Origin of the sequence: Pseudarthrobacter polychromogenes, from assembly GCF_014644495.1 — a bacterium.
In the GTDB taxonomy this organism is placed as follows: domain Bacteria; phylum Actinomycetota; class Actinomycetes; order Actinomycetales; family Micrococcaceae; genus Arthrobacter; species Arthrobacter polychromogenes.
Genome location: NZ_BMKU01000006.1, coordinates 63,807 through 88,903, shown reverse-complemented (window position 1 = coordinate 88,903; position 25,097 = coordinate 63,807). Strand labels below are relative to the sequence as shown.

Sequence of the window (25,097 nt, the reverse complement as noted above, 5' to 3'; positions counted from 1 at the left end):
TTTTTGTCCAGATACGCAGGGTTGGAAGGCCCGGAAGTCGGCGTATCTGGACAAAAACTCCGCGGGTTAGCGGTATAGGTCAGGCTTGGCGGCGAGCTTCACGGCCACCTTTTCGCCGCTCTTCTGCGCTTCGACGCCAGCCTCGCAGCACGCCGCGGTGGCGTAGCCGTCCCACGCGGTGGGGCCGCCGATTTCGCCCTTCAGCGCAGCGTCCACCCATGACTGGATTTCGACGTCGTATGCCGCGCCGAAGCGCTCTTCGAATCCGGGGGTGACGTTGCCGCCCCAGCGGCCGGCGCTGCGGGTGTAGGGGCCCTTGTCCCCGCCGATGTTGACGATGCCCTCTTCGAAGGCGGCCTGGGTGGCCACCTCATAGCCAAATTTGGCGTTGACATAGATTTCGACGTCGGCCAGGACGCCTGATTCCGTTTCCAGCAGGACGTGCTGGGGGTCGTGCTGGCCGGCGGGGGCGTTCTTGGTGGCCTTCCCCATGCGGACCTGGACGCTGGTGATTTCCTCTCCGGTGAAGAACCGGATGGCATCGAACTCGTGGACCACGGAATCGTTGATCAGCATCTCGTTGGTGAAGCCCGGCGGCGTGGTGGGGTTGCGGTGCTGGTGGTGCAGCATCAGCAGTTCGCCCAGCTCGTGGTTGTGGATGATCTGGCCCAGGGCCGCGTATTCGGCGTCGAAGCGGCGCATGAAGCCCACCTGGATGCGTTTGTGCCCCAGCTCAACCTCAGCCTCCACGATTTTCCAGGAGGACTCGGCATCGGGGGTCAGCGGCTTCTCGCACAGGATCGGGATGTCCTTGGCGATGGCCTTCAGCAGGATGTCCTCGTGCAGGAAGCCGGGCGTGGCGATGAGTACTGCGTTGACGTCGCCGTTGTTGAGGGCTTCCTCGGCGTCGGCAAGGGCCACGGCGCCCGGAATGCCTTCAACTGCCGCCTGTGCGCGGGCCAGGTCAACGTCCACGACGGCGGCAACCTCGGCTCCGTGGATTCGGGTGTTAAGGCGCTGGATGTGGTCGGCGCCCATGCGCCCGGCGCCGATGACGGCGACGCGGAGTGCTTCAGTCATTGTTTCGTTCCTTCAGGGGTCTTAGCGGATGCGGCGGTGTTGCTGTCAGTTGACGGCGGTTCGGGAACCGCAGGACAGCAGGTAGTTGCGGGTGCGCTTGGCAATGGGCATGGGCACATCGAAGGCTACCGGGTACATGTCCTGTTCCACGATGCCGAACATGGGCCGGTTGAGGGCCTCCACCGCTTCGATGACGGCGCGCAGGTCGGGAAGCCCGTTCGGCGGCTCGGTCATGACGCCGGCCAGGTTGGCGGCAGCCCAGGTCATGTTTTCCTCGTTGACTTGCCTGAGGATCTCCGGGTTGATCTGCTTCAGGTGCAGGTAGCCGATCCTGTCCGGGTAGTTCTTGATCAGCTCGAGGCTTGAGGCACCGCAGTATTCGGCGTGGCCCGTGTCCAGGCATAGGTTCAGGTACCTCGGGTCCGTGGCGGCCAGTAGGGTTTCAATGTCTTCCTGCGCGCCAACGTGGGAGTCAGCGTGGGAGTGGAACTGCTGCTTCAGGCCGAAATCCTCCAGCAGGGTCTTGCCCAGGCGGTTGTGGCCGGCAAAAAGGTCGCTCCACGCCTTGTCAGTCAGGGTGCCGCTCTCCACCGCCTCGCCGGTGACGTCGTCTCGCCACATGGCCGGAATGACCACGATGTGCTCGCCGCCCATGGCCGCCGTCAGTTCGGCCACTTTGCGGGCCGGTTCCCAGGCGGATTCCCACTGGTCCAGTCCACGGTGGAAGGCAGTGAACACCGTGCCGGCGGTGACCTTGAGGTCGCGCTGGTTCAGTTCTTCTGCCAGCCGCGTGGGATCGGTGGGCAGGTAGCCGTACGGGCCCAGTTCAATCCACTTGTAGCCGGACTCGGCCACCTCATCGAGGAACCGTTCCCAGGGCGTCTGCTTGGGGTCATCCGCGAACCAGACTCCCCAGGAGTCCGGCGCCGTGCCGATGATCAGCTTGTTCTCAGTCATTGCCATTCCTTCTCATCGATTGCTCCGCAGGTGCCGTTTTGGACGCTCAAAACGGCCGTTACGGAGCAGTCGATGGTGGGTAGTCGGGTCGCTAGTTGGACGGGAAGTTGTAGGAGGCGCCGGAAGCGTGGGTGGGTTCGGGCCAGCGGGAGGTGACGACTTTGCCGCGGGTGTAGAAGGAGACGCCTTCGGGGCCGTAGATGTGCTTGTCGCCGAAGAGGGATGCCTTCCATCCGCCGAAGGAGTGGTAGGCCACCGGGACAGGCAGGGGAACGTTGATACCGATCATGCCCACCGTGACGGAGCGCTGGAACTTCCGGGCGTGGGCGCCGGAGGAGGTGAAGATCGCGGTGCCGTTGCCATACGGGTTGGCATTGATCAGCTTGATGCCGTCCTCAAGGGTATCCACACGGACCACCACAAGGACGGGTCCGAAGATTTCCTCGGTGTAGGCGGTCATCTCGGTCTTGACGTGGTCGATCACTGTAGGGCCTACCCAGAAGCCGTCTTCGTGGCCGGGGACCACGAGGTCGCGGCCGTCCACCACCATGGCGGCGCCGGCTGCTTCGGCTTCGGTGACGATCCGTACGATGCGTTCCTTGGAGGCCGGGGTGATGACCGGGCCCATTTCGGCGCCGGGGGCGGTGCCGTTGTTGACCTTGACGGCCAGGGCGCGCTCTTCGACCTTCTTGACGATCAGGTCCGCGGCGTCCCCGACCGCGACGGCGACCGAGATGGCCATGCAGCGTTCCCCGGCGGAGCCGAAGGCGGCGGCGGCGAGGTGGTCAGCGGCGTTGTCCAGGTCGGCGTCAGGCATAACGATGGCGTGGTTCTTCGCGCCGCCCAGGGCCTGGACGCGCTTGCCGTGCTTGGTGGCGGTCTCGTGGACGTACTGGGCGATCGGGGTGGAGCCGACGAAGGAGATGCCGTCCACGTCCGGGTGGGTCAGGAGCCCGTCCACGGTTTCCTTGTCCCCGTGCAGGACCTGGAACACGCCGTCGGGCAGGCCTGCCTGCTTCCAGAGCCTGGCCAGGAGCATGGATGCAGAGGGGTCGCGTTCGGAGGGCTTGAGGATGAAGGCGTTGCCGGTGGCGATGGCCATCGGTGCCATCCAGAGCGGGACCATGACGGGGAAGTTGAACGGGGTGATGCCGGCAACCACACCGAGGGGTTCGCGGAAGTTGAAGACGTCGATCCCGGTGGAGACCTGGTCCGAGTAGTCGCCCTTGAGCAGCGTGGGGATGCCGCAGGCGTACTCGATGACTTCCAGGCCGCGTCCGATTTCGCCCTTGGCGTCGGAGAGGACCTTGCCGTGTTCGGCGGTGACCAGCTGGGCGAGCTCCTCGACGTGGGAGGCGACGAGCTCGCGGAATTTGAACAGCACGGCGGTGCGCTTGGCCAGGGAGATGTCGCCCCAGGTGTCGGCGGCCTTGCGGGCAGCAGCTACTGTGGCGTCCAGGTCTGCCCGGTTGGCCAGCCGCAGCTGCGCGGACACGGCGCCGGTGGCCGGGTTGTAGACGTTCGTGGTGCGGCCACCCTCGCCGGCGCTTTCGGCGCCGTTGATGAAGTGGTTGATGGTGGAGGTCTCGGTTGTAACAGTCATGGCGGCTCTTCCTTGAGTTGAAAGCGTTCGGGTGTCGAAGAGGGAATCAGCCAAGCAGCTTGCGCTGGCGGGCTTTGTGGTCGGTGTAGGCCTGGTAGGCCTGCTGCGTGGAGTCCAGCTCGGAAACCTGGGAGACGGGAACGTCCCACCAGGATTCAGAGGACGGCGCGTCGAGCAGCGGGTCTGATTCGACGTGGATCAGGATAGGGCCGCCGCGCTCCGGTGCGGCTTTGGCGTCGCGGATGGCCTGTTCGAGTTCGGCAATGACCTTCTCCCCCGGTTCGATCCGGATGACCTTCACGCCCAGGGATTCGGCGTTCAGGGCCAGGTCAACGGGCAGGGTGTCGCCTTCGTCGAAGCTGTGCTGTTCCTCGTTGAGTGACCGGTACTGGGTGCCGAACCGCTGCGAGCCCAGGGACTCGGAGAGCGAGCCGATGGAGGCGTAGCCGTGGTTCTGGATCAGGACCACGATCAGCTTGATCCGTTCGGCGACGGCGGTGACTAGTTCCGTGTGCATCATCAGGTAGGAGCCGTCCCCCACCATGACGACGACGTCGCGCTGGGTTCCGCCGTTAACAGCTTCCGCCATCGCCGCGCGCTTGACCCCGAGGCCGCCCGGAATCTCGTAGCCCATGCAGGAGTACGCGTATTCCACGTGGTAGCCGAACGGGTCACGGACCCGCCACATCTTGTGCAGGTCGCCGGGGAGGGAACCCGCCGCACAAATAACGACGTCGGCCGCGTCCATGGCGCGGGACGTGGCACCGATGATCTCGTTCTGTGCCGGCAGGGGTGTGGAACGGGAATCGAAGGCTTCATCCACGGTGGCGTCCCAGCGCTTCTTCTCCGCCGCGATCTTCTGCTCGAGGTCCGCTCCGACGCGGTAGCCGCCCAGTGCCTGATTCAGCTTGACCAGGGCCTTGCGGGCATCCGCCACGATCGGCAGCGTGGCGCCGTGCTTGTAGGCGTCGATCGCCGCGACGTTGATGTTGATGAACTTCACGTCCGGGTTCTGGAACGCGGTGCGGGAGGCGGTGGTGAAGTCCTCGTAGCGCGTGCCAATGCCTATGATCAGGTCCGCGTCGGCAGCAATGGCGTTTGCCGCCGTCGTGCCCGTGGAGCCAATGGCTCCAAGGGAGAACTTGTGGTCCCACGGCAGCACGCCGACGCCGGCCTGGGTGTTGCCCACCGGGATGCCCGTCAGTTCCACGAACTTCGCGAGTTCCTCATTGGCGTAGGCGTAGAGGACGCCCCCGCCGGCGATGATCAGCGGCCGCTTCGCAGAACGGATCGCGTCGGCAGCGCGGGCGATGTCGTCGTCGTCCGCGTCCGGGCGGCGGATCCGCCATTCGCGCTCTGCCAGGAACTCCGCAGGGACGTCGAAGGCCTCCGCCTGGACGTCCTGGGGCAGCGAGATGGTCACGGCGCCGGTTTCCGCCGGATCCGTCAGGACACGCAGGCCATGGTGGAAGGCGGAGAACAGCTGCTCGGGCCGGGAGACGCGGTCGAAGAACTTAGTCAGCGGCCGGAACGCGTCATTGACCGTGATGTCGTAGGCGTAGGGCTGCTCCAACTGCTGCAGCACCGGGTCCGCAGCGCGGGTGGCGAAGGTGTCGGACGGCAGCAGCAGCACCGGCAGGCGGTTCGTCGTCGCCAGGGCTGCTCCGGTCAGCAGGTTGGAGGAGCCAGGGCCGATGGACGTGCTGATGGCAAAGGTCTGGCGGCGGCGGGTGTGCCGGGCGTACCCCACGGCCTGATGCGCCTGGGCCTGTTCGTTCCGGCCCTGGTAGTACGGCATGATGGCCGGGTCCAGTTGCTGGTACTGCTTCAGGGCCTGGCCCACGCCGGCCACGTTCCCGTGCCCGAAGATGCCGAAAGTTCCCGGAATCAGCCGCTCACGGTACTCAACCCCGCCAATGGAGTCCACCGTGTACTGCTTGGAAAGGTATTCCACCACGGCCTGGGCGACCGTCATTCTGCGGGTGGCAATTCCTGATGTTGTTCCCATGGGGAGGCTACTCCGATACTTCTTCGGTTCGGTTTGGGGTGGTGTGGTTCAGCAGTGAGGCGGCCGTGGCCACGGCACCGGCAACATCGCCGTCGGCCGGGTACAGGAGCGTCCGGCCAACAGTGAGGCCCTGCACTCCGGGTAACGCGAGGGCTGCATGCCAGCTGGCGAAAACCTCGTCCTGGCTGCTGTCCGGATCCCCGCCCAGCAGGACGGTGGGCATGGTGGTGGCCGCCATAACCCGCTCCATGTCCGCCACGACGGGAAGCTTCATCCAGGTGTAGGCGCTGGTGGATCCCAGGCCCTCGGCGATGGCGATGGACTTGATGACGGCATCCGTGGAGAGATCATTCCGGACGCGGCCGTTGTCCCGGACCGAAAGGAAGGGCTCCACCATGGCAATGAGCTTGCGCTCGGCAAGGGAGTCGATGGCCTTGGCAGTGGCCTCCAAGGTTGCCACCGTGTCCGGGTCGCCGAGGCAGATGCGGGTCAGCATTTTCCCACCGTCGGCACCCAGCGCTTCCAGGGCGGCTGCCGTGTGGCCGGTGAAACGGTCGTCGATTTCATTGACCAGGCCGGCGAGTCCGCCGCGGTTCATCGAGCCGAAAACCAGCTTGCCTTCCAGCGCACCCAGCAGGAGAAGGTCATCCATGATGTCCGGCGACGCAAGCACGCCATCAACGTCCGGATTTGCCAGGGCAATCTGCAGCCGGTCCAGCAACTGGCGGCGGTCTGCCATCGCCACCGGGTCACTGCCGACGGCCAGGGCGCCGCGGGCAGGGTGGTCGGCGGCAACGATGAAGTTCTGCTTGCCGTACTTCAGGCCGGGGTGGCGGCGCCGGGCCTTGGCTGCCCGGGCAATGGCGTCCGGGTCCTCAAGCCGGATGGTGCTCAGGTGGGCGTAGCGGCGCGGGTCGTCATCCAGCGCATTGTTTGAGGCCAGCGGCGTGAGGGTCACAGTGCTGCTCCTTCGGTGGCAAACTGGCCAGGTACCAGGCGGCCGCGTTCCGCGAGCAAGGAGGTGACCTCTTCCGGCGTCGGCATGGCGTCGGCGCAGGAAAGGCGGGAGGCGACGATCGCACCGGCGGCGTTGGCGTAGTCCAGGACCTGGGCAAGCGGCCAGCCGGACAGCAGTCCGTGGCAGAAGGCACCACCGAAGGAATCGCCGGCTCCCAGGCCATTGACGGTTTGCACGGGCACAGGGGCGGAAACTACGCGTTCCGTGCGGGTTTTCGCCATGACGCCTTCGGGGCCGAGTTTAACGACGGCGATCTCGACTCCGGCGGCCAGCAGGCGGTCCGCCTGCTCATCGGGGGTTCCCTCCCCTACCGCCACGGCGCATTCCTTGTCGTTGCCGATGGCGACGGTGACGTGCGGCAGGATCTTGGCCACCTCAGCCCGCGCTTCCTCTTCAGATGCCCAGAACATGGGCCGGTAGTCGAGGTCGAGGATGGTGAACTGGCCTTCCTTCAACCCGGTCCGGGGACGTGCCTCGTGTGCCTTGATGTGGGCTGTTCGGCTGGGCTCCTGGCATAACCCGGTCACGGTGGACCAGAAGATCCCTGCGTTTCGGATGGCGTCCAGGTCGAGCTCCTCGGCCTTGATCTGCAGGTCCGGGGCGGTGGGAAAGCGCCCGTAGAAGTAGAGCGGGAACTCGTCCGTAGCCGGCTTGATCGCACAGAACGTCACCGCCGTTGGCCATTCCTTGACCGGGGTGACGAACGCGTCGTCGACGTTGAACTTCTTCAATTCCCGGTGGAGGTAGGTTCCAAAAGCGTCGTCACCGGTGCGGGTAATCACGCCTGTCCGGCGGCCATGCCGGGCGGCTGCTACGGCAACGTTCGACGGCGATCCGCCGAGGTACTTGCCGAAAGACGTCACGTCCTCCAGGTCCACCCCGATGTCGTTCGGGTAGATATCAACGCTGATGCGCCCGATCGTGAGCAGTTCGTGGGTCACGGTATCGCGGACCTTTCTAATTTGAACTCTGCCCTCAACAGCTAGAGCTCCAGTGACTGGCTGGCCCCTCCATGAGCGGGGTCACATCCACTACTTTGCCCTAGAATCAATGTCCTGTCAAAGGTTTGTACTGACATGTTTACAACTTGCCATAGCGGCCATTTAGCGCCCTTTGGCACGGCGTCCAGGGCCGCAGAAGGCTGGCTACTTGCGCGGCACGGCCAGCTCGCCGGTGACGTACTGCGCCCGGCCAAAACCGAAGGACCAGTCGCCCGCCGCATTCTCCACATAGCCGATGAATACATCCTCTCCGGCGATGCCAACCTTCGCGAGCTTTTCCGCCACCGCGGCAAAGAGGCGCTGCTTGGCCTCCTGTGACCGGCCTCCCTGCGTGAAGATCTGGATCATCACAACCCCGCTGGTCCGCTCAAAGCCAAGCCCGGCATCCTGGGCAAGAATCTGCCCCAGAGGGTGCTCGGTCAGGATATGGAAGTAGTCGCGCTCCGGGATTCCGTACTCGGCGAGGATCGCGTCATGGATCCCCCGGCTCAGTCGCTGGAGTTCCTCCTGGCTGCGCCCCTGGTTTACATCAATTCGAACAAGTGGCACTTTCGCTCCTTTAAAGTTTGTTCTGACATACTAACAAAGTAAGCGAATGAACCGCAACGGAGACATTGCCGCATGGACGCAGTGGGAGTACTCTTAAACAACTAGCAGATTGATAAACTGTCTGATTGATTAAAGCACCAGTTGAGGAGTGGAGCAGCAACGATGGAACCCGACGCAGCGGCTCTGGACTCGGCCTTTATGGCCCTGGCCGATCCCGTGCGGCGGAGCATCATAGCCCGGCTCAGCCGGGGACCGGCCACCGTGAATGAATTGGCGGAACCCTTCGAGATCTCCAAACAGGCTGTCTCGAAGCACATCCAGGTACTCGAGCAGGCGGGACTGGTCACCCGCACCAGGGAAGCCCAGCGGCGGCCCGTGCACCTGAATCCCGCACGGCTTGAGGCACTCACCGCATGGATCGACCAGTACAGGTTGGTCCGCGAGGGGCAGTTCCGCAGCCTCGATGCCGCGCTGAGGTCAAACGCTGCAACCGGCAGCGGGCCAGATACAAAGGAGTCATCATGAGCAATTCCCTGAAGCTCAGCGTTCCTGAGGGAGTCCCCTTCATCGACTACGAGCGCGAGTTTGATTTCCCCGTAGCGGACGTCTTCCGGGCCCATAAGGAGCCGGACCTTCTCGTCCAGTGGTTGGGTCCGCGTGGTTACAAGATGGACATCGACCACTACGACTTCCGGACCGGCGGCAGTTACAGCTACCTGCACACCGGCCCGGAAGGAGTGCCCTATGAGTTCAAAGGCATCTTCCACACGGTCCGCGAGAACGAGTTCGCCATCCAGACTTTCGAGTTCGGCGGGTATCCGGACGTCGTCAGCCTGGAGTTCATGACGTTCGAGGACCTGGGCAATGGCCGGTGCCGCCTCCGCGGACATTCGGTCTATCCCACGCAGGAGGCCCGCGACGGCATGGCGCAGTCCGGCATGGAAGGCGGCATGTCGGAAGGCTATGAGCGGCTGGACGAACTCCTCAACGGCGCCAAGGTGTAGAGCGCAAAAGTACGACGACGGGTGGGTCACCTTCCATGTGGAAGGTGACCCACCCGTCGTCGTACTTAACAGCAACGCGGGGCCGCTTCGGGCCCGTCCACGAGTGACGGGCGGGAAGCGACCCCGCGTTGGTTCTTACTTGGAACTAGAGCGCTGCGTAGACTTCGCGCAGCAGCTTGGCGGTCTCCGACGGCGTCTTGCCGACCTTGACGCCAGCGGCCTCGAGGGCTTCCTTCTTGGCCTGGGCGGTTCCGGCGGAACCGGAGACGATGGCGCCGGCGTGGCCCATGGTCTTGCCTTCGGGCGCGGTGAAGCCGGCAACGTAGCCGACAACCGGCTTGGTGACGTTGGCCTTGATGAAGTCGGCAGCGCGCTCTTCGGCGTCGCCACCGATTTCGCCGATCATCACAATTGCCTTGGTCTCGGGGTCGGCCTCGAACGCGGCCAGGGCGTCGATGTGCGTGGTGCCGATGATGGGGTCGCCGCCGATGCCGATGGCGGTGGAGAAGCCCAGGTCGCGCAGCTCGTACATCATCTGGTAGGTCAGGGTGCCGGACTTGGAGACCAGGCCGATGGGACCCTTGCCGGTGATGTTGGCCGGGGTAATGCCAACCAGCGCCTCGCCCGGGGTGATGATGCCGGGGCAGTTCGGTCCGATGATGCGGGTGACCTGGTTGCCGTCGGCGTCCACCTTGGACTGGGCCAGTGCCCAGAACTCGGCCGAGTCCTGGACCGGCACACCTTCGGTGATGACAACCACCAGGCCGATGCCGGCCTCGATGGCTTCAACGACGGCGCTCTTGGTGAAAGCCGGCGGCACGAAGACGATGGAGACGTCCGCGCCGGTTTCCGCCATGGCTTCCTTGACGGTGCCGAAGACAGTGATTTCCTTGTCGCCGTGCAGGACCGTGGTGCCGGCCTTGCGGGCGTTGACGCCGCCAACAATGTTGGTGCCGGCCTTGAGCATCAGGGCGGTGTGCTTGGTGCCTTCGCCGCCGGTGATGCCCTGGACGATGACCTTGGAGTCCTTGTTCAGATAGATAGACATGGTGCGTCCCTTTACTTAGCTGCGTTGGCGAGCTCGGCGGCCTTGTCGGCGCCCTCGTCCATGGTTGCGGCCAGGGTAACCAGCGGGTGGTTGGCCTCGGCCAGGATGCGGCGGCCCTCCTCAACGTTGTTGCCGTCGAGGCGGACTACCAGCGGCTTGTTCGCGGAGTGGCCCAGCTCGGCCAGCGCACCAACGATGCCCTTGGCGACGGCGTCACACGCGGTGATGCCACCGAAGACGTTGACGAATACCGACTTGACCTGCTCGTCGCCCAGGATGACGTCCAGGCCAGCGGCCATGACCTCGGCGGAAGCTCCACCGCCGATGTCCAGGAAGTTGGCGGGCTTGACGTTGCCGTGCTTTTCGCCGGCGTAGGCAACGACGTCGAGGGTGGACATGACCAGGCCGGCACCGTTGCCGATGATCCCTACTTCGCCGTCCAGCTTGACGTAGTTCAGGTCCTGCGCCTTGGCCTTGGCCTCCAGCGGATCAGCAGCGTCCTTGTCCTCAAGGAGGGCGTGCTTGGCGTGGCGGAAGTCGGCGTTCTCGTCCAGGGAGACCTTGCCGTCAAGGGCCACGATCTCACCGGCACCGGTCTTGACCAGCGGGTTGACCTCCACCAGGGTGGCGTCTTCCTTCTTGAAGACATCCCAAAGCTTCAGGATCACGGCGGCGACTTTGCCGCGCAGTTCCTCGGCGAAGCCGGCTGCTGCGACAATCTCGTCAGCCTTGGCCTGGTCGATGCCCACGGCGGGGTCGATGGCGATCTTCGCCAGCGCCTCAGGGCGTTCGACGGCGAGCTGTTCGATTTCCATGCCGCCTTCAACCGAGCACATGGCCAGGTAGTTGCGGTTGGCCCGGTCCAGCAGGACGGAGAAGTAGTATTCCTCGGCGATGTCCGCACCCTGGGCAATCATCACCTTGTTAACGGTGTGGCCCTTGATGTCCATGCCCAGGATGTTGGTGGAGTGCTCAAGTGCCTCATCGGCGGTCTTGGCAACCTTAACGCCGCCGGCCTTACCGCGGCCACCGGCCTTAACCTGGGCCTTAACGACAGTTACGCCGCCGATCTTCTCGGCAGCTGCCTTTGCTTCTTCTGGGGTGTACGCCACGATGCCGGCAAGCACGGGTACACCGTGCGCCTCGAACATATCGCGCGCCTGGTATTCAAACAGGTCCACGGTTTAGTGTCCTTCTACGTCGAAGTAGTTTCTGTACAGTCGGACACCATCGAAGACGATGACCGGGCTGCGGAATTGCACGCACCGGCGGCCTGTTGGAAACGAGCCACGCGGCGTGATGCTCCACTGGGAACTCTAGTCCTTTGGGAGGACCGGCCCGTCCCAGAGTACCCCTTATGTGAGTAAGGACACTATTCTATGGAACGTAGAAAAACCGCGGATTTACGCGGTTTTTGAGGGCTTCACAGTGCCGGCGGGGCACTCTCCGGAGGGCTGGAAATCAGCTCGTAACGGTCCTCCGAAACAAAGAACCCCACGCCGGCCGAGACGTTTCCGCAGGCTACGCCGCCGTTGTAGGCGGAACAGCGAAGTCCGTTTCGCTCAAGGTTCTGCCCGTCAGCCAGCACAGCCAATTCCGCGATCGGGCCGGCCTTGCTGCCGCGGGGGCCGTATGTTGCTTCCATTTGTGTGACTCCGGACCGGCATTCTCCGTACGTAGCCTTGTCCGGCGTCAGCAGGGCTACCCCGCCCAGGTATCCGATATTCGTTCCTGCGCAGTCATCCGCTACGTCGTCCGGGGCAGGTTTCGGGTATCCGGCCAGTTCGCAGTGGGCTACCGGCACAATGGCCAGTTTGTTGTTTTCGCTGTCGCTGAAGCTGTTCTGCTCATAGGGGAGATTGATGTGCGGCCCGCGGGCTGCCGTCAGGGAGCACGCCACTGTCCGGTCCTCGGTAAGGAAGGAGATGACATCGTCACTGCCTGAAAATTCCTGCGGGTCAACCAGCGGCGCCTGTTCCAGCTGCTCAATCGGCGGCAATGGAGGCGGTGCCACGTATCCAGGGTCCTCCACCGTCACGGTGCAGCCTGTTGCAGCCAAGAGGAAAAGGGCGGCGAGCATCCCCTGTACAGTCCGTCGCATGCGGTCCATTATGCGTCATGGCGGCGCTCAGTCTGGTGCCAGTCCGGCTGCCTTTTCGACGACGGCGGCGGCAACAGCAGCGGGATCCCCTGCGGCGAAGTGGTCACGCATCTGTTGTGCCCGCGTCCGCCAGGCAGCGTTCGAGAGGATCTCCTGCACTGCCTGGGCAATTCGCTGTGGCTTGGGCCGTTCCGTTTTGAGGCTGATGCCCACGCCGGCGAATTCCACCCTGGCATTGACGTCACTCTTGCCCTCGTTGATCCCTGACACCACCATTGGCACTCCTTTGGACAGGCTGAGCTGCACCCCGCCGAAGCCGCCGTTGGTGATGAACACGTCCGTGAAATCCAGCACGCTGGCGAAGTCCACGAAGTCGCGGATCACGATGTTGGGCTGCGGGTAGCGCGCGCTGAGGACCTCCGTCCCGCGGCCACCGGTGGCCACAATCACCAGCGCGTCCATGTCCTTGACCGCCTCGAGCGCCGGAACTATCAGCTTGTCCTGGTCTACGTTGTCCACCGTTCCCTGGGTCACCAGCAACGTGCGTGGGTACAGCGGCCAATGTTCCGCTTCTTCGGCACCACGTTCAGCCGCAGCCAGTGCCGGGGGCGGGGGCCTGTACGGCAGGAGTGCCCCCACATAGTGCACCGCGGGGTTCCTGTGCCGCCGCGGGAAGTCCAGGGCTTCCGGGCCGGTCTGGATGACGGCCGCTGAGGACCGGTAGGGCTCGTCCGTCAGACGTCCGTGCCTGGGGGCGGCCTGCCCGTAGGCCGCAAGCTGGCGGCGGTAGCTCAGGCCGGCGGGCCGCAGGATGACGTTGTCGGACAGGAAGCCCGCCGCGGCCTGGATGGATCTCTCCACCGGGTTGCGGGCAGGCTTGAAGCCGAAGAACAGCGGCGGTACCTGCGGGTCGCTTTCCATGTTGGGAATCGCCACGAAGTTCACCAGCGGCTTGCCCATTAAGCTCGCCACGAGGCGGTGGATGAACATTGAACTGTCCACCACGGCCACGTCGAAGGCAAAGTCCTGTTCCAGTTCCCGGATATCTTCGAAGAAGTTGCTGACGTTGCTGGCAAAGATCTTCTCCCCATCGAACCCGATGGCCCGGGGTCCTTTGAGCTTGGCGCGTTCCGGGTACAGCTCGAAGAGGTTATCCACGCGGTGCTCAATGGCCCGTTGGAAAGGAAGGAGCGGGATGTCCAGGTCCCGGAGCTTGTCACGGAAGACGGGGCCTGTGTACCAGGCGACGTTGTGGCCCCGTTCTTTGAGGCGAACCGCCACCCCCGTCATGGGGTTGAAGTGTCCATCGATGGCCTGGCTGGCGAACAGGATTTTCATGGCCGCGCTCCGACTGGTCCTGCGCTGCAGCAGGACGGTTCCTGAACCTTAGTACTGGGCGCCGGTGCCGGGCAAGGCTTCCTACCCTGGCGGCCCGGGCCTTCGCTGTCCTGGAACTGCTAGGCGTCGAGCTTGGTCAGCGGCGCGTAGCGCAGCAGCAAACGCTTCTCACCGACGTCGAACTTCACCTTGGCCACGGTCTTGTCCCCCGCCCCCTCCAGCGCGAGGACGGTACCGTTGCCGAAGCTCGTGTGGTTGACCTTGTCCCCCACGGTGACCGCCACGATTTCTTTCTGCGGCTGCACACGGTTCTTCGCAATGGCCGCGGGCACGTCCGCGTTGAATCCGGCTGACGAGTCAGCAGCGGCGCCCCTGGCCGTCCCGGCGCCCCAGAAGGATCCGCTGTAGCGGTTCGAACCGATTGATCCGCCGCCCCACCCGCCTGACTGCCTGCTGGTTCCTTCGCGTTTCCATTCCAGGAGCTCGGCGGGAATTTCCTCCAGGAACTGGCTGGCTGGGTTGTACTGGCTCTGGCCCCACATGCTCCGGACCTCGGAACGGGTGACGTACAGGCGTTTCCGGGCACGCGTCAGGCCAACGTAGGCAAGCCGGCGTTCTTCCGCCAGTTCTTTGGGGTCAGTCGCTGACCGCTGGTGCGGAAACAGTCCATGCTCCATGCCGGTCAGGAATACCACCGGGAACTCGAGGCCCTTGGCGGTGTGCAGTGTCATCAGCGTGACCACGCCAAGCCGTTTGGCCTCCGCAACGGCGGCGGCTGTGTCTTCGGCGTTCCCGCCGGGAGCGTCAGGAATCTGGTCCGCGTCGGCCACCAGCGAGACCTGCTCCAGGAACGCGCCCAGCGATCCTTCGGGGTTCTCCTGCTCGTACTCCCGCACCACGGCCACAAGCTCCGCCAGGTTCTCCACCCTGGACTCGTCCTGGGGGTCTGTGCTGGAGCGCAGCGCGGCCAGGTAGCCGGTCTGCTCCAGGACGGCTTCAAGGGCTGCTGCGGCGCCGGAACCCGCGGCCACTTCGGCGAGGTCATCCAGCAGCTTCACAAACCCAAGGACGGCATTGACGGATCGGGTTGCCATCGCCGGGGCCTGCTCGGCCCGACGGGCGGCTGCCATGAACGAGATGCGCTCACGCTGGGCCAGTGCCGCCACCGCACCTTCGGCGCGGTCGCCGATCCCCCGTTTTGGTTCGTTGAGCACCCGCCGCAGGTTGACGTCGTCGTCCGGATTCACCAGGACACGAAGGTAGGCCAGGGCATCCTTGATTTCCTTGCGCTCGTAGAACCGCGTGCCGCCCACCACCTTGTACGGCAGGCCCACCCGCACCAGCACGTCCTCGATGGAGCGTGACTGGGCATTGGTGCGGTAGAAGATGGCGACGTCCCCCGGACGGAGGTTGTCCTCATCCTGGAGCCGGTCGATCTCCTTGGCAATGAACTGGGCTTCGTCGTGCTCGTTCTCGCCCACGTATCCGATGATTTTGTGGCCGTCGCCTTCGGCGGTCCACAGCCGTTTCTCGGGACGGTTGGGATTTCGTGAGATGACCGAGTTGGCTGCGCTGAGGATGTTCTGCGTGGAGCGGTAGTTCTGCTCCAGCTTGATGGTCCGTGCCTCGGGGTAATCCTTTTCGAACTCCACGATGTTGCGGATGTCGGCGCCCCGGAAAGCGTAGATGGACTGGTCCGAATCGCCCACGACCGTCAACTCGGAGGCGCCGGGGCCTTCGCCCACGATCTCCCGGACCAGGGCGTACTGGGCATGGTTGGTGTCCTGGTACTCGTCCACCAGGACATGCCTGAACCGCCGGCGGTAGGAATCCGCGAGGGCAGGGAAGGCCCGGAACATAAACACCGTTTCGGCAATCAGGTCATCGAAATCCATGGCATTGGCCTGGCGCAGCCGCTGTGTGTAGCCCTTGTAGACCTCTGCCACGGCCTGCTCGAAAGGATCGTTGTAGTTCGCGGCGGAAGAGTACGAGTCAGCATCGATGAGCTCGTTCTTCAAGGCGGAGATCTTGTGCTGGATGGCCTTGGGGGCAAACTTTTTCGGGTCCAGGTCCAGGGCCTTGGACACCTGGGTGACCAGCCGGAGGGAGTCGGCTGAGTCGTAGATGGAGAAGTTCGATTTCAGCCCCACGTTCGCGGCTTCCTGGCGCAGGATCCGTACGCATGATGAGTGGAAGGTGGAGATCCACATGATTTTGGCGCGCCCACCCACCAGCGCTTCAATGCGTTCCCGCATTTCCGCAGCGGCCTTGTTGGTGAAGGTGATGGCGAGGATCTCCCCATGGTGGGCCCGGCCGGTGGCGATCAGGTAGGCGATCCTGTTGCTGAGCACACGGGTTTTGCCCGAACCCGCGCCGGCTACGATCAGCAGCGCGGAACCTGCGTGCTTAACGGCCTCCTCCTGCTGCGGGTTCAGCCCTTCCAGGAGCTGGGCCGCGTCCGGCCGGCGGTGGCCGTGGCCGTGGCCCTCCGCATGCTGACCATCCGCATGCGGCGCTTGTGTGCCGCCGGACAGCCCGGCGCCCTGCCGGTTCTCCCACGGCACAGCACCGCCGGGACCGGCCGTCGTGGCGCCTTCAGCGCGCGACTTGGTGCGGGCAGCTGCCGGGGAAGCAGCCTTGAACGGTCCGTCAGAGTACGGGTCAAACAACATATCCATGGTGCCTACAAGTCTAGGCGGTGGGACCGACACGGACTTCCCGGCTGTGGATGACGGGCTCCATGCCCACGCCTTTTCGGCGGTCCTGCAAGCTTTATCCACATAGCGCTGAGCGGTGCGTGCAAGGAGGGCATGCAGTTGAAAGGCTTAGCGGATGGAAGCCATGATGACGGCGGCGGCGCCGGCGCGGAGTGAAGAAAGTCTCGATGGCACTCGCCTTGGCGACGTTGTACAAACCCTGGCTTCCGTCCGTCCTGCTTCTACTGGTCCGGGGATGATTGATCAGTTGCGGGAGCTTGAGGATCTGAAGTCGCTGGCGGCTGCGCAACAGGCCCGGATCGCTGTGGCTTTTGATCTCTCCCAGCGGCGGGAGCAGGCCGCGGCTGGTGTCCCGGCCAAGGAGCGCGGCGCCGGTGTTGCCGCGCAGGTGGCGTTGGCGCGGCGGGAGTCCCCGGCCCGCGGCGGCAGGCTCCTGGGCCTGGCCAAAACCCTCGTCACCGATATGCCCCACACCCTTGCCGCCCTGGAATCCGGGGAGCTGAACGAATGGCGCGCCACCCTCGTCGTGAAGGAAACAGCGTGCCTGTCCGCCGAAGACCGGTGCGCGGTGGACGAGGAACTCGCCGCCGACACCGGCACCCTGGCAGGTGCAGGGTCACTGGCAGGGGCCGGGGACCGGGGACCGGGCCATCATTGCCGCGGTCCGGGCTGCCGCGTACCGGCGCGACCCGCACTCGGTGGCAAAACGCGCCAGCCATGCGGTGAACGACCGAACCGCGACCCTTCGCCCGGCGCCGGACACCATGGCCCGCCTGACCGCTCTGCTGCCCGTCGCCCAGGGGGTGGCCGTCTACGCGGCCCTGACCCGGCATGCGGATACGTTGCGGTCCTCTGGGGACGAACGGTCCAAGGGCCAGATCATGGCCGATCAGCTCGTTGAGAACGTTACCGGCACCCCTGGCGGGGTCGCCGGCATCGAGGTGCAGCTGGTCATGACCGACCGCACCCTGTTCCAGTGCGACAGCGAACCAGCCAAGCTCTCCGGCTACGGCATCGTCCCCGCCCACTGGGCCAGACGAACAGTCCTCGGAGAAGACACTGACACCGCAGAGTTCACCACGTGGATCCGCCGGCTCTACACCGCCCCCGGCACCGGTGAGCTGCTCGCCATGGACTCCAAGGCCCGGCTCTTCCCGCCCGGGCTCCGCCGGTTCAACCAGGTCCGCGACGACACCTGCCGCACCCCCTACTGCGACGCGCCCATCCGCCACCACGACCACATCACCCCCTGGCACAGTGACGGCACAACCACCAGCACCAACGGCCAAGGCCTCTGCGAAGCCTGCAACCACACCAAAGAAACACCCGGCTGGACAGCCACGCCGGTACCCGGGCCCAGGCACACGGTGGAACTCCACACCCCCACCGGCCACACCTACCACTCCACGGCGCCTCCCCCACCCGGCACCGGGCTGGACACGAGCCCGCCAGGCGGCACGGGCTTTGCCGTGGCGGCCAGGTCGGCTACCCGGGGCAGCCGGAAACGCCGCAGAAGACAGCGTCAGCAGGCCAGGGTGCTCAAGCGCCTCCGCTTCAGCCGACGGGAGGCGGCGTGAGATTGCGCTATGCCACGGACCCAGACTCGAGGGCCGCACGCAGCTCGCGCACCGCCGTCGTCCCTCCAGCCATAAACCACTCCAAACCGTTGACCCGCACCGTGTCCACGGCGCCTCCGGCGGCCCGGACAATCGCTTTGCCGGGCAGCCAGTCCCATTCCGGGCAGCTGTGCTGGAACCAGCACCCGATCTGGCCGTCCGCCACCCGGCCAAGGTCGCACGAGCCGGAGCCGAGCATCCGCAGGGCTGCAGCCGACGTCGCCGCCGCGTGCCAGGGCATGGCGCACAGCGGATCCATCAGCCAGCTGGGGTGGATGTAGGTTGCCGCCCCCAGCTGGGCCGCGGGGGTAGCATTGCGCTCTCCCCTGTTGTCGTGGAAAACCGTCAGCCGTTCACCGTTGAGGCTGGCCGGATGCGCCCGGCCACCAAGCCAGAGCTTGTCCTCCTCCGGCTGGAAGATGGCACCAAGCAGCACATCGGACTGGTCCTTCAAGGCGATGGCCGAGCACCAGTACGTGGAGCCGTGCAGGAAGTTGTACGTGCCGTCCACCGGATCGATGACCCAGGTCCGGCCGCTGCTGCCCTGTACCGATGCGCCTTCCTCCCCCAGGATGCCGTCCTGTGGCCGGCAGCGCTGCAGCTGCTCCAGGACATAGGCCTCTGCCGCATGGTCAGCGGCGGTCACGACGTCTGAAATGGAGGTCTTCTGCTGTGACTGCAGGCCTGCCATCCGCATGAGCAGCGCCAGCTGCCCGGCCTCCCGCACCAGGGCTGCTGCCAGCTGGTAGTCGTCCAAAGATGGGTCAAGTTCAACAGCGCTGTGCCGGCCAGTGGTCATGGCTTCAGTTTAAGGGGCGCGATAATGAAGCCATGGCCAAAACACCTGCCCAGCGGATCAAGAAACACGGCTCGAAGGCGGCGGTACCGCAGCACCATCTGCCGCCGGTGGTGAACCCCACCACGGCGCGCACGCCGCAGAAAGCCCAAAACAACAGCAACCTCATCCTGATCGCCGGCGTGGTGGCCAGCCTGTTCCTCTTCTGGTACCTGCACCTGCTGACCCTGGAGCAGATGCGTGACCTCTCCACAGGCCTGGCCATGCCGGATTCGCTCATCGGCGGCTTCGATGCGGCCTACGTCAGCCAGCTCCAGGCCGTGATGGACGACGACGCGCGCGGCCAGCTTAACTACGTGCACAAAACAGCGGGGACCCTGTTCCCGCTGATCTTCGGATTCACCTGGCTGCTGCTGATCGGCACGAACGTGGCCCGGAAGGCCCTGCGCTGGGCGCTCTGGTCCTTGCCGCTGTTGTTCGTTGTGGTCCGGCTCTGGGGCAACGCCGCCATCGACGGAGTGCTGGTCTCCGGAACTGCCGACGCCGGCCAGGTGGCCCTCGCCTCCGGACTCACCGTGGCCGGTTGGGTCCTCTTGGTCCTCAGCCTGCTGGCGGGCGCCGCCGCCGTTGTCCTCGGCGCCCGCAAGCCCAGAGCCGCTAGCTGAGGGCTGCCCGGGCCCGCATCATTTTGCGGTGGCGGTGGACCTGGCGGGCAATAACCAGTCCTGCAGTGGCCATGCCCAGGGTGACCGGATAACCCATGAGCCGCTCAAGCGTGCCAGGCTCCGGAATGTCCATTCCCGTCAGGCCGCCCGTCACCAAGGCGGCGAGGGACACGGCACCGCACACCAGGATGAACCAGGCGAAGTTTGATTTCCGCAGCCAAAGGATGCCCAGGACCAGCAGGGCGGCGGCCCCGGCGAGGAAGTACATCACCGCCCCCACGATGTGCCAGCCGGAACCTGCGTCCTGGGGCACCAGCCCCACGATCACAGTGCCGGCCCCGGCCGTCCCGGTCAGGATCCGGACCCAGACAGCCGCCAGCCAGGGCCTGCGCCGCGGCTGCACCCGCAGATCCGCCCGGGCCGCCACGCAGAGCAGCCCGGAGCTCAGCAAAAGGGCACCCAGCAGCATGCCGAGCCCCTGGACCACGAATGAGGCGTTCATCAGCCAGTTCAAGGGGGAACACACCGCACGGCCGTCAAAGATGCCGCAGTTTAGGGCGCCAAGGTCACTGATGTACCCCGTCCGCAGGTCATAGTGCCTGGGGCCAGCCCAGGCACCGATCACTGCCGCTTCCGCGGCAAAATACTGCAGGACGCTCAGCACCGACCAGGCGCCGATGTACTGGCGGGTGGACGCGGTATCCGGAATTAACGTGGCAGGCATGGCGGCGGACGGCGCTGAACTCATGCCTTGAGCGTAGTACGGCCCAGCACCTTGTATGCTTGTATCCGTGTCCGGCCGGACTGGCCTGCCGATCCGCCGGATGCTAAGCCCTCGTAGCTCAGTGGATAGAGCACGGCTCTCCTAAAGCCGGTGTCGTTGGTTCGATTCCAATCGAGGGCACTTGAACTTTCCTCCCCCGGAGTTCGCGCTCCGCGCCTACCTCCTCGGCCCCGCCTCACCCGGCCCCGCCGCGGACGCTGCCAGAGCCGGGCAGTGGACGGTCCAGCGGGACCTGTTGGACCGTGCGGATGGCACCCGCGGAACCTTCTCCGGCGTCGTACATTTTGTCCCCACGGACGACGGCGGCCTGGCCTTCCGTGAGGAAGGCACCATGCGCTGGCCCTCCTTCACGGGCCCCGCCTCCCGCGAATACCTCCTGCGGGCTGCCGGGGGCCCGGATGCGATGGACGTGTTCTTCCCTGACGGCAGGCCTTTCCACCGGATGAGCTTCACTCCGGCGTCCAACCTTGACAACCACTGGTGCGATCCCGATACCTACCGCGTTACGTACGTCTATGGGGGCCAGGACAGGTTCAGCTACACCTGGGACGTCCAGGGCCCCCGCAAGGACCTGCTGCTGACGTCACACCTGGTGCGCAGGCAGGGCCCCGCAGCATGAAAAACCGCATTGTGGTCTCGGCTGTCTGTGTCTTCGACAAGGCTGGCCGGCTCCTGACCGTGAGGAAACGCGGCACGGCCATGTTCATGCATCCCGGCGGCAAACCCGAGGCCGGGGAGACAGCCGTCCAGGCGGCAGCACGTGAGCTCGCGGAAGAGGTGGGCATCGTCCTCGATCCCCGGGAACTGCAGCTGATGGGGGTGTGGATCGCCGATGCCGCGAATGAGGCCGCCACGGACATCGAGGCAACAGTTTTTATGGCCCCGGGAGTGTGGGAGGCCTACCCTTCCGCGGAAATCGCCGAGATCCGGTGGCTGACGCTGGGCGCCGAACCCACCCGGGACCTTGCCCCGCTGCTGACGGACCATATCCTCCCGGAGCTGGCAAGGTCCGGGAGCGCGGACAGGCAGGCCTAGAGCTCGGGAACTGCTTCCTGGGCAACAGCGGTGGCCTCGTTGAACTGCGTGCGGTAGAGCTCGGCGTACCGCCCCTCGGCAGCGAGGAGTTCGGTGTGGGTCCCGCGTTCCACAATCCGGCCGTCCTCCACCACCAGGATGGCGTCCGCGGCGCGGACGGTGGAGAGGCGGTGCGCAATCACGACGGCGGTGCGCCCCTCGAGTGCCGCCCCGAGGGCAGCCTGCACGGCAGCTTCGTTGGTGGAGTCGAGCGCCGCCGTTGCCTCATCGAGGATGACCACCCGGGGCTGGGCGATCAGCAGCCGGGCGATGGTGAGACGTTGGCGTTCACCGCCGGAAAGCCGGTAGCCGCGCTCCCCCACCACGGTGTCCAGCCCGTCCGGGAGTGACCGGATCATGGACTCCAGCCGGGCCTGCCGGATGGCCTCCCACATCTCCTCTTCGGTTGCGTCCGGGCGGGCCAGGCGCAGGTTGGAGGCAATGCTCTCGTGGAACAGGTGGCCGTCCTGGGTCACCATGCCCAGTGTGTCCCGGAGCGAGTCGAAGGTCAGGTCGCGGACATCCACCCCTTTTCCGGGCGTCACTCCACCAAAACGGACAGCGCCGGAATCGACGTCGTAAAGCCGGGCCAGCAGCTGCGCGATGGTTGACTTGCCGGCACCCGAAGAGCCCACCAAGGCCACCGTCTGCCCGGGCTCAACCCGGAAGCTGACCCCGTGCAGGACTTCCTCGCCGCCGCGGGTATCCAGGGTGGAGACGTCTTCGAGGGAGGCCAGGGACACCTTGTCCGCAGAGGGATAGGAGAACCGGACATCGTCGAACTCCACGGAGAGCGGGCCGCGCGGCGATTCCACAGCGTCCGGCTTCTGGCTGATGAGCGGCTTGAGGTCAAGGATTTCGAAGACGCGCTCGAAGCTGACCAGGGCACTCATGATTTCCACCCGCGCGTTGGACAGTGCAGTGAGCGGGGCGTACAGCCTGGTGAGCAGCAGCGCCAGGACCACGACGTCGCCCGCAGCCAGTTGGCCGGTGATCGCCAGCCAACCGCCCATCCCGTAGACCAGGGCGAGCGCGAGCGCAGAAACGAGGGTCAAGGCCGTGACGAAGGTGAACTGCAGCATGGCGGTCCGGACTCCGATGTCACGGACACGTCCTGCGCGGACGGCGAATTCCCGGGATTCCTCGTCGGGGCGCCCGAAGAGCTTGACCAGGGTGGCGCCGGGGGCGGAGAAGCGCTCGGTCATCTGCGTGCCCATGGCGGCATTGTGTTCCGCCGCTTCGCGCCGCAGGTCCGCGAGTTTGGAGCCCATGCGCCGGGCGGGGATGAGGAAGACCGGCAGCAGGATCATCGCCAGGACCGTCACCTGCCAGGAGGTTCCCAGCATCACGATGAGGGTCAGGACCAGGGCCACCACGTTGCTGACCACGCCGGACAGGGTGCCGGCGAAGGCGGACTGGGCACCGATCACGTCATTGTTCAGCCTGCTGACCAGCGCCCCGGTGCGTGTGCGGGTGAAGAACGCTATGGGCATCTTCTGCACGTGGTCAAAGACCCTGGTGCGCAGGTCCACGATCACGCCCTCGCCAATCGTGGACGAAAGCCAGCGGTTCACCAGGCCCAGGCCTGCCTCTGCTACGGCCACGACGGCGATCAGCACGGCGAGCCGCACCACTTCCCCGGTGGCGGCCTTCGCCACGATGGCGTCCACCACCTGTCCGGCGAGGACAGGCGTGGCAACGGCGAGGAACGCCATCACCACGGACAGTGCCACGAAGGCGATTAACTTTCCGCGGTGCGGCCGGGCAAAGCCCAGGACACGCTTCAGGGTGGCCTTCGAAAAGGGTTGGGAACCGCTCGTCGACCGGGTGATCTTGTACAGGGAGCTCCAGGCCACCCCTTCCATGCTCATTGCTGCTGCTCCTCTACCGTTCCGTTGTCCACATTCCAACGTACATCCAGCCGTACGTTTTCCAGCAGCCTGCGGTCGTGGGTGACCAGCAGCAGCGCGCCCTCGTAGCTTTCCAGCGCTTCTTCGAGCTGCTCAATGGCCGGAAGGTCCAAGTGGTTGGTGGGCTCGTCAAGGACAAGGAGGTTCACGCCCTTGGCCTGCAGGAGGGCCAAAGCCGCCCGCGTCCGCTCCCCAGGTGACAGGGACTCCACAGTCCGGGACGTATGGTCGGCTTTGAGTCCGAATTTCGCCAGGAGTGTGCGGACCTCGGCCGGGTTCAGGTCAACGAGGACTGCTTCCACGGCGTCGGCCAGTGTCAGGTTGCCCGCGAGCAGTCCGCGGGCCTGGTCGATCTCGCCGATGGCCACGGAAGCACCCATCGCGGCACTGCCTGAGTCAGGCTGGATGCCGCCCAGCAGCAGGCGCAGCAGGGTGGACTTGCCGGCGCCGTTGGGCCCCGTGATGCCGATGCGTTCCCCGCCGTTGAGCTGCAGGTTGACGGGCCCCAGGGTGAAGTCGCCCTGCCGGACCACCGCGTCTCGGAGGGTTGCCACCACGGAGCTGGAACGCGGCGCTTTTCCGATCGAGAACTGCAGCTGCCATTCCTTCCGCGGCTCCTCCACCACGTCCAGCCGTGAGATCCGCGATTCCATCTGCCGCACCTTTTGGGCCTGTTTCTCGGAGGATTCCGTGCTGGCTGCGCGGCGGATCTTGTCATTGTCCGGACTCTTCTTGATTGCGTTCCGGACACCCTGGGAACTCCATTCGCGCTGGGTGCGCGCCCGGGACACCAGGTCGGCCTTGGTGGCCGCAAATTCCTCGTACTTCTCCCGTGCGTGCCGCCTGGCAACGGACCGTTCCTCCAGGAAGGCGTCGTAGCCGCCGTCGTACACGGCCACGGCGTTCTGCGCCAGGTCCAGTTCCACCACAGTGGTGACGCAGCGCGCAAGGAACTCGCGGTCGTGGCTTACCAGCACCACGCCGCCGCGCAGGCCTGTGACAAAGTCCTCCAGCTTGGCGAGTCCTTCGAGGTCAAGATCGTTGGTGGGCTCGTCAAGCAGCACCACGTCGAACCGGCTCAGCAGCAGCGCCGCCAGCGCCACCCGCGCTGCCTGCCCGCCGGAAAGGCCGGTCATGGCCGCATCCGGACCGGTGTCCAGCCCAAGGTCCGCCAGGACAGCGGGAAGCCGGTCATCAAGATCGGCCGCACCGGAGGCCATCCACCTGTCGAAGGCCAGCGCATAGGCGTCGTCCGCTCCGGGCGCGCCGCTGCCAAGGGCCTCAGCGGTGGATTCCATCTCAGCAGTGGCCTGGGCACAGCCGGTGCGGCGGGCAATGTAGCCTGCCACCGTTTCACCCGGCACGCGTTCGTGCTCCTGGGGAAGCCAGCCAACGAAGGCGTCGGCGGGGGCGAGGCTGACGGAACCTTCCTGCGGCTGGTCCACGCCGGCGAGGAGCCGCAGCAGCGTGGACTTTCCGGCTCCGTTGGCACCCACCACGCCCACCACGTCCCCGGGGGCCACTGTCAGGGAGAGCCCGGAGAAAAGCTGCCGGTGGTCGTGGCCGCCGGAAACGTCCTTCGCTACGAGGGTTGCAGTCATGGTTCTGTCCTTTCGCCACTGCGTCCGCAGCGGGTTTCCTGCCCGAGCACTGGCTGGCAGGGCCCTGACATTTACCCGGGGAGGAAGGAGCCCGGGCCGCAGGACATGAAAGAGCCCGCTGGTCCGGACTTGGGGGGTGTACGGACCAACGGGCTCGACCATCAAGCATAGTCGAAACGGCAGCAGGGGTAAAACCGCCAGGATGCGGCACGCTAAAATCGACACAC

The 25,097-nt window shown here is 65.4% G+C and carries 21 protein-coding genes, 1 tRNA gene and 1 pseudogene; 7 read left to right on the top strand and 16 right to left on the bottom strand.

Translation table 11 applies throughout. The annotated features are described in order from the left end of the window. Window positions 1-66: 66 nt before the first annotated feature. The 7 genes from IEX43_RS11425 to IEX43_RS11395 all read right to left on the bottom strand — a co-directional run bounded on the left by IEX43_RS11425 (window position 67) and on the right by IEX43_RS11395 (window position 8,216). Window positions 67-1,080 carry a Gfo/Idh/MocA family protein gene (locus IEX43_RS11425; protein ID WP_188811137.1) on the bottom strand — a complete coding sequence of 338 codons (1,014 nt, stop codon included), beginning with the start codon at window positions 1,078-1,080 and terminating at the stop codon, window positions 67-69. Window positions 1,081-1,125: 45 nt separating this feature from the next. Beyond that, window positions 1,126-2,037: a sugar phosphate isomerase/epimerase family protein gene (locus tag IEX43_RS11420; protein ID WP_188811135.1), complete on the bottom strand. Its 912-nt coding sequence runs from the start codon at window positions 2,035-2,037 to the stop codon at window positions 1,126-1,128. A 91-nt stretch (window positions 2,038-2,128) separates the two neighbouring features. Continuing rightward, entirely contained in the window at window positions 2,129-3,640 is a 1,512-nt protein-coding gene (locus IEX43_RS11415; RefSeq protein WP_188811133.1) for a CoA-acylating methylmalonate-semialdehyde dehydrogenase, read from the bottom strand. Window positions 3,641-3,686: 46 nt separating this feature from the next. Beyond that, window positions 3,687-5,615: a 3D-(3,5/4)-trihydroxycyclohexane-1,2-dione acylhydrolase (decyclizing) gene (iolD, locus tag IEX43_RS11410; RefSeq protein ID WP_188811131.1), complete on the bottom strand. Its 1,929-nt coding sequence runs from the start codon at window positions 5,613-5,615 to the stop codon at window positions 3,687-3,689. 40 nt (window positions 5,616-5,655) lie between these two features. Next, complete coding sequence (locus IEX43_RS11405) at window positions 5,656-6,606, bottom strand: Cgl0159 family (beta/alpha)8-fold protein (RefSeq protein ID WP_188811129.1); 951 nt, start codon at window positions 6,604-6,606, stop codon at window positions 5,656-5,658. Beyond that, window positions 6,603-7,607 (bottom strand): 5-dehydro-2-deoxygluconokinase, encoded by a 1,005-nt coding sequence (gene iolC, locus IEX43_RS11400; protein ID WP_188811127.1) that lies wholly within the window; start codon window positions 7,605-7,607, stop codon window positions 6,603-6,605. The genes IEX43_RS11405 and iolC overlap by 4 nt, the downstream gene beginning before the upstream one ends. Before the next feature lie 204 nt (window positions 7,608-7,811). Further along, entirely contained in the window at window positions 7,812-8,216 is a 405-nt protein-coding gene (locus IEX43_RS11395; protein ID WP_188811125.1) for a tautomerase family protein, read from the bottom strand. 162 nt (window positions 8,217-8,378) lie between these two features. On the opposite strand from IEX43_RS11395, the gene IEX43_RS11390 reads away from it, so the two are divergent. Beyond that, the gene (locus tag IEX43_RS11390) at window positions 8,379-8,741 is read left to right on the top strand and encodes an ArsR/SmtB family transcription factor (protein WP_188811123.1); all 363 of its coding nucleotides are present in this window, start codon (window positions 8,379-8,381) and stop codon (window positions 8,739-8,741) included. Beyond that, window positions 8,738-9,220 carry an SRPBCC family protein gene (locus tag IEX43_RS11385; protein WP_188811121.1) on the top strand — a complete coding sequence of 161 codons (483 nt, stop codon included), beginning with the start codon at window positions 8,738-8,740 and terminating at the stop codon, window positions 9,218-9,220. Before IEX43_RS11390 ends, IEX43_RS11385 begins: the two co-directional genes overlap by 4 nt. Window positions 9,221-9,365: 145 nt before the next feature. Here the strand turns inward: IEX43_RS11385 and sucD are convergent, their stop codons facing one another. From sucD to pcrA, 5 genes are all read right to left on the bottom strand, one after another. After that, on the bottom strand, window positions 9,366-10,268 hold the full coding sequence (gene sucD, locus IEX43_RS11380) for a succinate--CoA ligase subunit alpha (protein ID WP_157239019.1): 903 nt from the start codon (window positions 10,266-10,268) through the stop codon (window positions 9,366-9,368). Between the two features lie 11 nt (window positions 10,269-10,279). Next, window positions 10,280-11,449 (bottom strand): ADP-forming succinate--CoA ligase subunit beta, encoded by a 1,170-nt coding sequence (sucC, locus tag IEX43_RS11375; RefSeq protein WP_188811118.1) that lies wholly within the window; start codon window positions 11,447-11,449, stop codon window positions 10,280-10,282. Window positions 11,450-11,691: 242 nt separating this feature from the next. Then, window positions 11,692-12,378 (bottom strand): hypothetical protein, encoded by a 687-nt coding sequence (locus tag IEX43_RS11370; RefSeq protein ID WP_229666420.1) that lies wholly within the window; start codon window positions 12,376-12,378, stop codon window positions 11,692-11,694. An 18-nt stretch (window positions 12,379-12,396) separates the two neighbouring features. After that, entirely contained in the window at window positions 12,397-13,707 is a 1,311-nt protein-coding gene (locus tag IEX43_RS11365) for a glycosyltransferase (protein WP_188811116.1), read from the bottom strand. 119 nt (window positions 13,708-13,826) lie between these two features. Further along, window positions 13,827-16,379 carry a DNA helicase PcrA gene (gene pcrA / locus IEX43_RS11360; RefSeq protein WP_377102785.1) on the bottom strand — a complete coding sequence of 851 codons (2,553 nt, stop codon included), beginning with the start codon at window positions 16,377-16,379 and terminating at the stop codon, window positions 13,827-13,829. Between the two features lie 280 nt (window positions 16,380-16,659). Between pcrA and IEX43_RS11355 the strand changes: the two are divergent. Next, window positions 16,660-18,001: pseudogene (locus IEX43_RS11355) on the top strand (DUF222 domain-containing protein). 7 nt (window positions 18,002-18,008) lie between these two features. Here the strand turns inward: IEX43_RS11355 and IEX43_RS11350 are convergent. After that, window positions 18,009-18,839, bottom strand: coding sequence for an inositol monophosphatase family protein (locus tag IEX43_RS11350; RefSeq protein ID WP_188811112.1), 831 nt, complete (start codon window positions 18,837-18,839; stop codon window positions 18,009-18,011). 32 nt (window positions 18,840-18,871) lie between these two features. On the opposite strand from IEX43_RS11350, the gene IEX43_RS11345 reads away from it, so the two are divergent. Continuing rightward, the gene (locus IEX43_RS11345) at window positions 18,872-19,501 is read left to right on the top strand and encodes a hypothetical protein (protein ID WP_188811109.1); all 630 of its coding nucleotides are present in this window, start codon (window positions 18,872-18,874) and stop codon (window positions 19,499-19,501) included. On the opposite strand, the gene IEX43_RS11340 is transcribed toward IEX43_RS11345, so the two are convergent. Next, window positions 19,494-20,249 (bottom strand): DUF998 domain-containing protein, encoded by a 756-nt coding sequence (locus IEX43_RS11340; RefSeq protein WP_188811107.1) that lies wholly within the window; start codon window positions 20,247-20,249, stop codon window positions 19,494-19,496. The genes IEX43_RS11345 and IEX43_RS11340 overlap by 8 nt on opposite strands. Window positions 20,250-20,332: 83 nt before the next feature. Here IEX43_RS11340 and IEX43_RS11335 point away from each other — a divergent pair. From IEX43_RS11335 to IEX43_RS11325, 3 genes are all read left to right on the top strand, one after another. Further along, window positions 20,333-20,405: transfer RNA gene (locus tag IEX43_RS11335), tRNA-Arg, on the top strand. 1 nt (window position 20,406) lies between these two features. Further along, complete coding sequence (locus IEX43_RS11330; RefSeq protein ID WP_188811105.1) at window positions 20,407-20,904, top strand: DUF6314 family protein; 498 nt, start codon at window positions 20,407-20,409, stop codon at window positions 20,902-20,904. Then, window positions 20,901-21,320, top strand: coding sequence for an NUDIX hydrolase (locus IEX43_RS11325; protein WP_188811104.1), 420 nt, complete (start codon window positions 20,901-20,903; stop codon window positions 21,318-21,320). The genes IEX43_RS11330 and IEX43_RS11325 overlap by 4 nt, the downstream gene beginning before the upstream one ends. Here IEX43_RS11325 and IEX43_RS11320 read toward each other — a convergent pair. Beyond that, window positions 21,317-23,230, bottom strand: a complete 1,914-nt coding sequence (locus IEX43_RS11320) for an ABC transporter ATP-binding protein (RefSeq protein WP_188811102.1) — start codon at window positions 23,228-23,230, stop codon at window positions 21,317-21,319. The genes IEX43_RS11325 and IEX43_RS11320 overlap by 4 nt on opposite strands. Further along, window positions 23,227-24,870 carry a ribosomal protection-like ABC-F family protein gene (gene abc-f / locus IEX43_RS11315; protein ID WP_188811100.1) on the bottom strand — a complete coding sequence of 548 codons (1,644 nt, stop codon included), beginning with the start codon at window positions 24,868-24,870 and terminating at the stop codon, window positions 23,227-23,229. The genes IEX43_RS11320 and abc-f overlap by 4 nt, the downstream gene beginning before the upstream one ends. Between the last annotated feature and the right edge of the window lie 227 nt (window positions 24,871-25,097).

Bases quoted from the DNA above. Each gene is read 5' to 3' on its own strand.
- IEX43_RS11415 (WP_188811133.1), bottom strand. From the start codon at position 3,640: ATGACTGTTACAACCGAGACCTCCACCATCAACCACTTCATCAACGGC.
- IEX43_RS11320 (WP_188811102.1), bottom strand. From the start codon at position 23,230: ATGAGCATGGAAGGGGTGGCCTGGAGCTCCCTGTACAAGATCACCCGG.
- iolD (WP_188811131.1), bottom strand. From the start codon at position 5,615: ATGACGGTCGCCCAGGCCGTGGTGGAATACCTTTCCAAGCAGTACACG.
- IEX43_RS11370 (WP_229666420.1), bottom strand. From the start codon at position 12,378: ATGGACCGCATGCGACGGACTGTACAGGGGATGCTCGCCGCCCTTTTC.
- sucD (WP_157239019.1), bottom strand. From the start codon at position 10,268: ATGTCTATCTATCTGAACAAGGACTCCAAGGTCATCGTCCAGGGCATC.
- IEX43_RS11350 (WP_188811112.1), bottom strand. From the start codon at position 18,839: ATGACCACTGGCCGGCACAGCGCTGTTGAACTTGACCCATCTTTGGAC.
- IEX43_RS11365 (WP_188811116.1), bottom strand. From the start codon at position 13,707: ATGAAAATCCTGTTCGCCAGCCAGGCCATCGATGGACACTTCAACCCC.
- abc-f (WP_188811100.1), bottom strand. From the start codon at position 24,870: ATGACTGCAACCCTCGTAGCGAAGGACGTTTCCGGCGGCCACGACCAC.
- IEX43_RS11325 (WP_188811104.1), top strand. From the start codon at position 20,901: ATGAAAAACCGCATTGTGGTCTCGGCTGTCTGTGTCTTCGACAAGGCT.
- IEX43_RS11385 (WP_188811121.1), top strand. From the start codon at position 8,738: ATGAGCAATTCCCTGAAGCTCAGCGTTCCTGAGGGAGTCCCCTTCATC.
- IEX43_RS11420 (WP_188811135.1), bottom strand. From the start codon at position 2,037: ATGACTGAGAACAAGCTGATCATCGGCACGGCGCCGGACTCCTGGGGA.
- pcrA (WP_377102785.1), bottom strand. From the start codon at position 16,379: ATGTTGTTTGACCCGTACTCTGACGGACCGTTCAAGGCTGCTTCCCCG.
- IEX43_RS11390 (WP_188811123.1), top strand. From the start codon at position 8,379: ATGGAACCCGACGCAGCGGCTCTGGACTCGGCCTTTATGGCCCTGGCC.
- IEX43_RS11345 (WP_188811109.1), top strand. From the start codon at position 18,872: ATGGCCAAAACACCTGCCCAGCGGATCAAGAAACACGGCTCGAAGGCG.
- IEX43_RS11340 (WP_188811107.1), bottom strand. From the start codon at position 20,249: ATGAGTTCAGCGCCGTCCGCCGCCATGCCTGCCACGTTAATTCCGGAT.
- IEX43_RS11425 (WP_188811137.1), bottom strand. From the start codon at position 1,080: ATGACTGAAGCACTCCGCGTCGCCGTCATCGGCGCCGGGCGCATGGGC.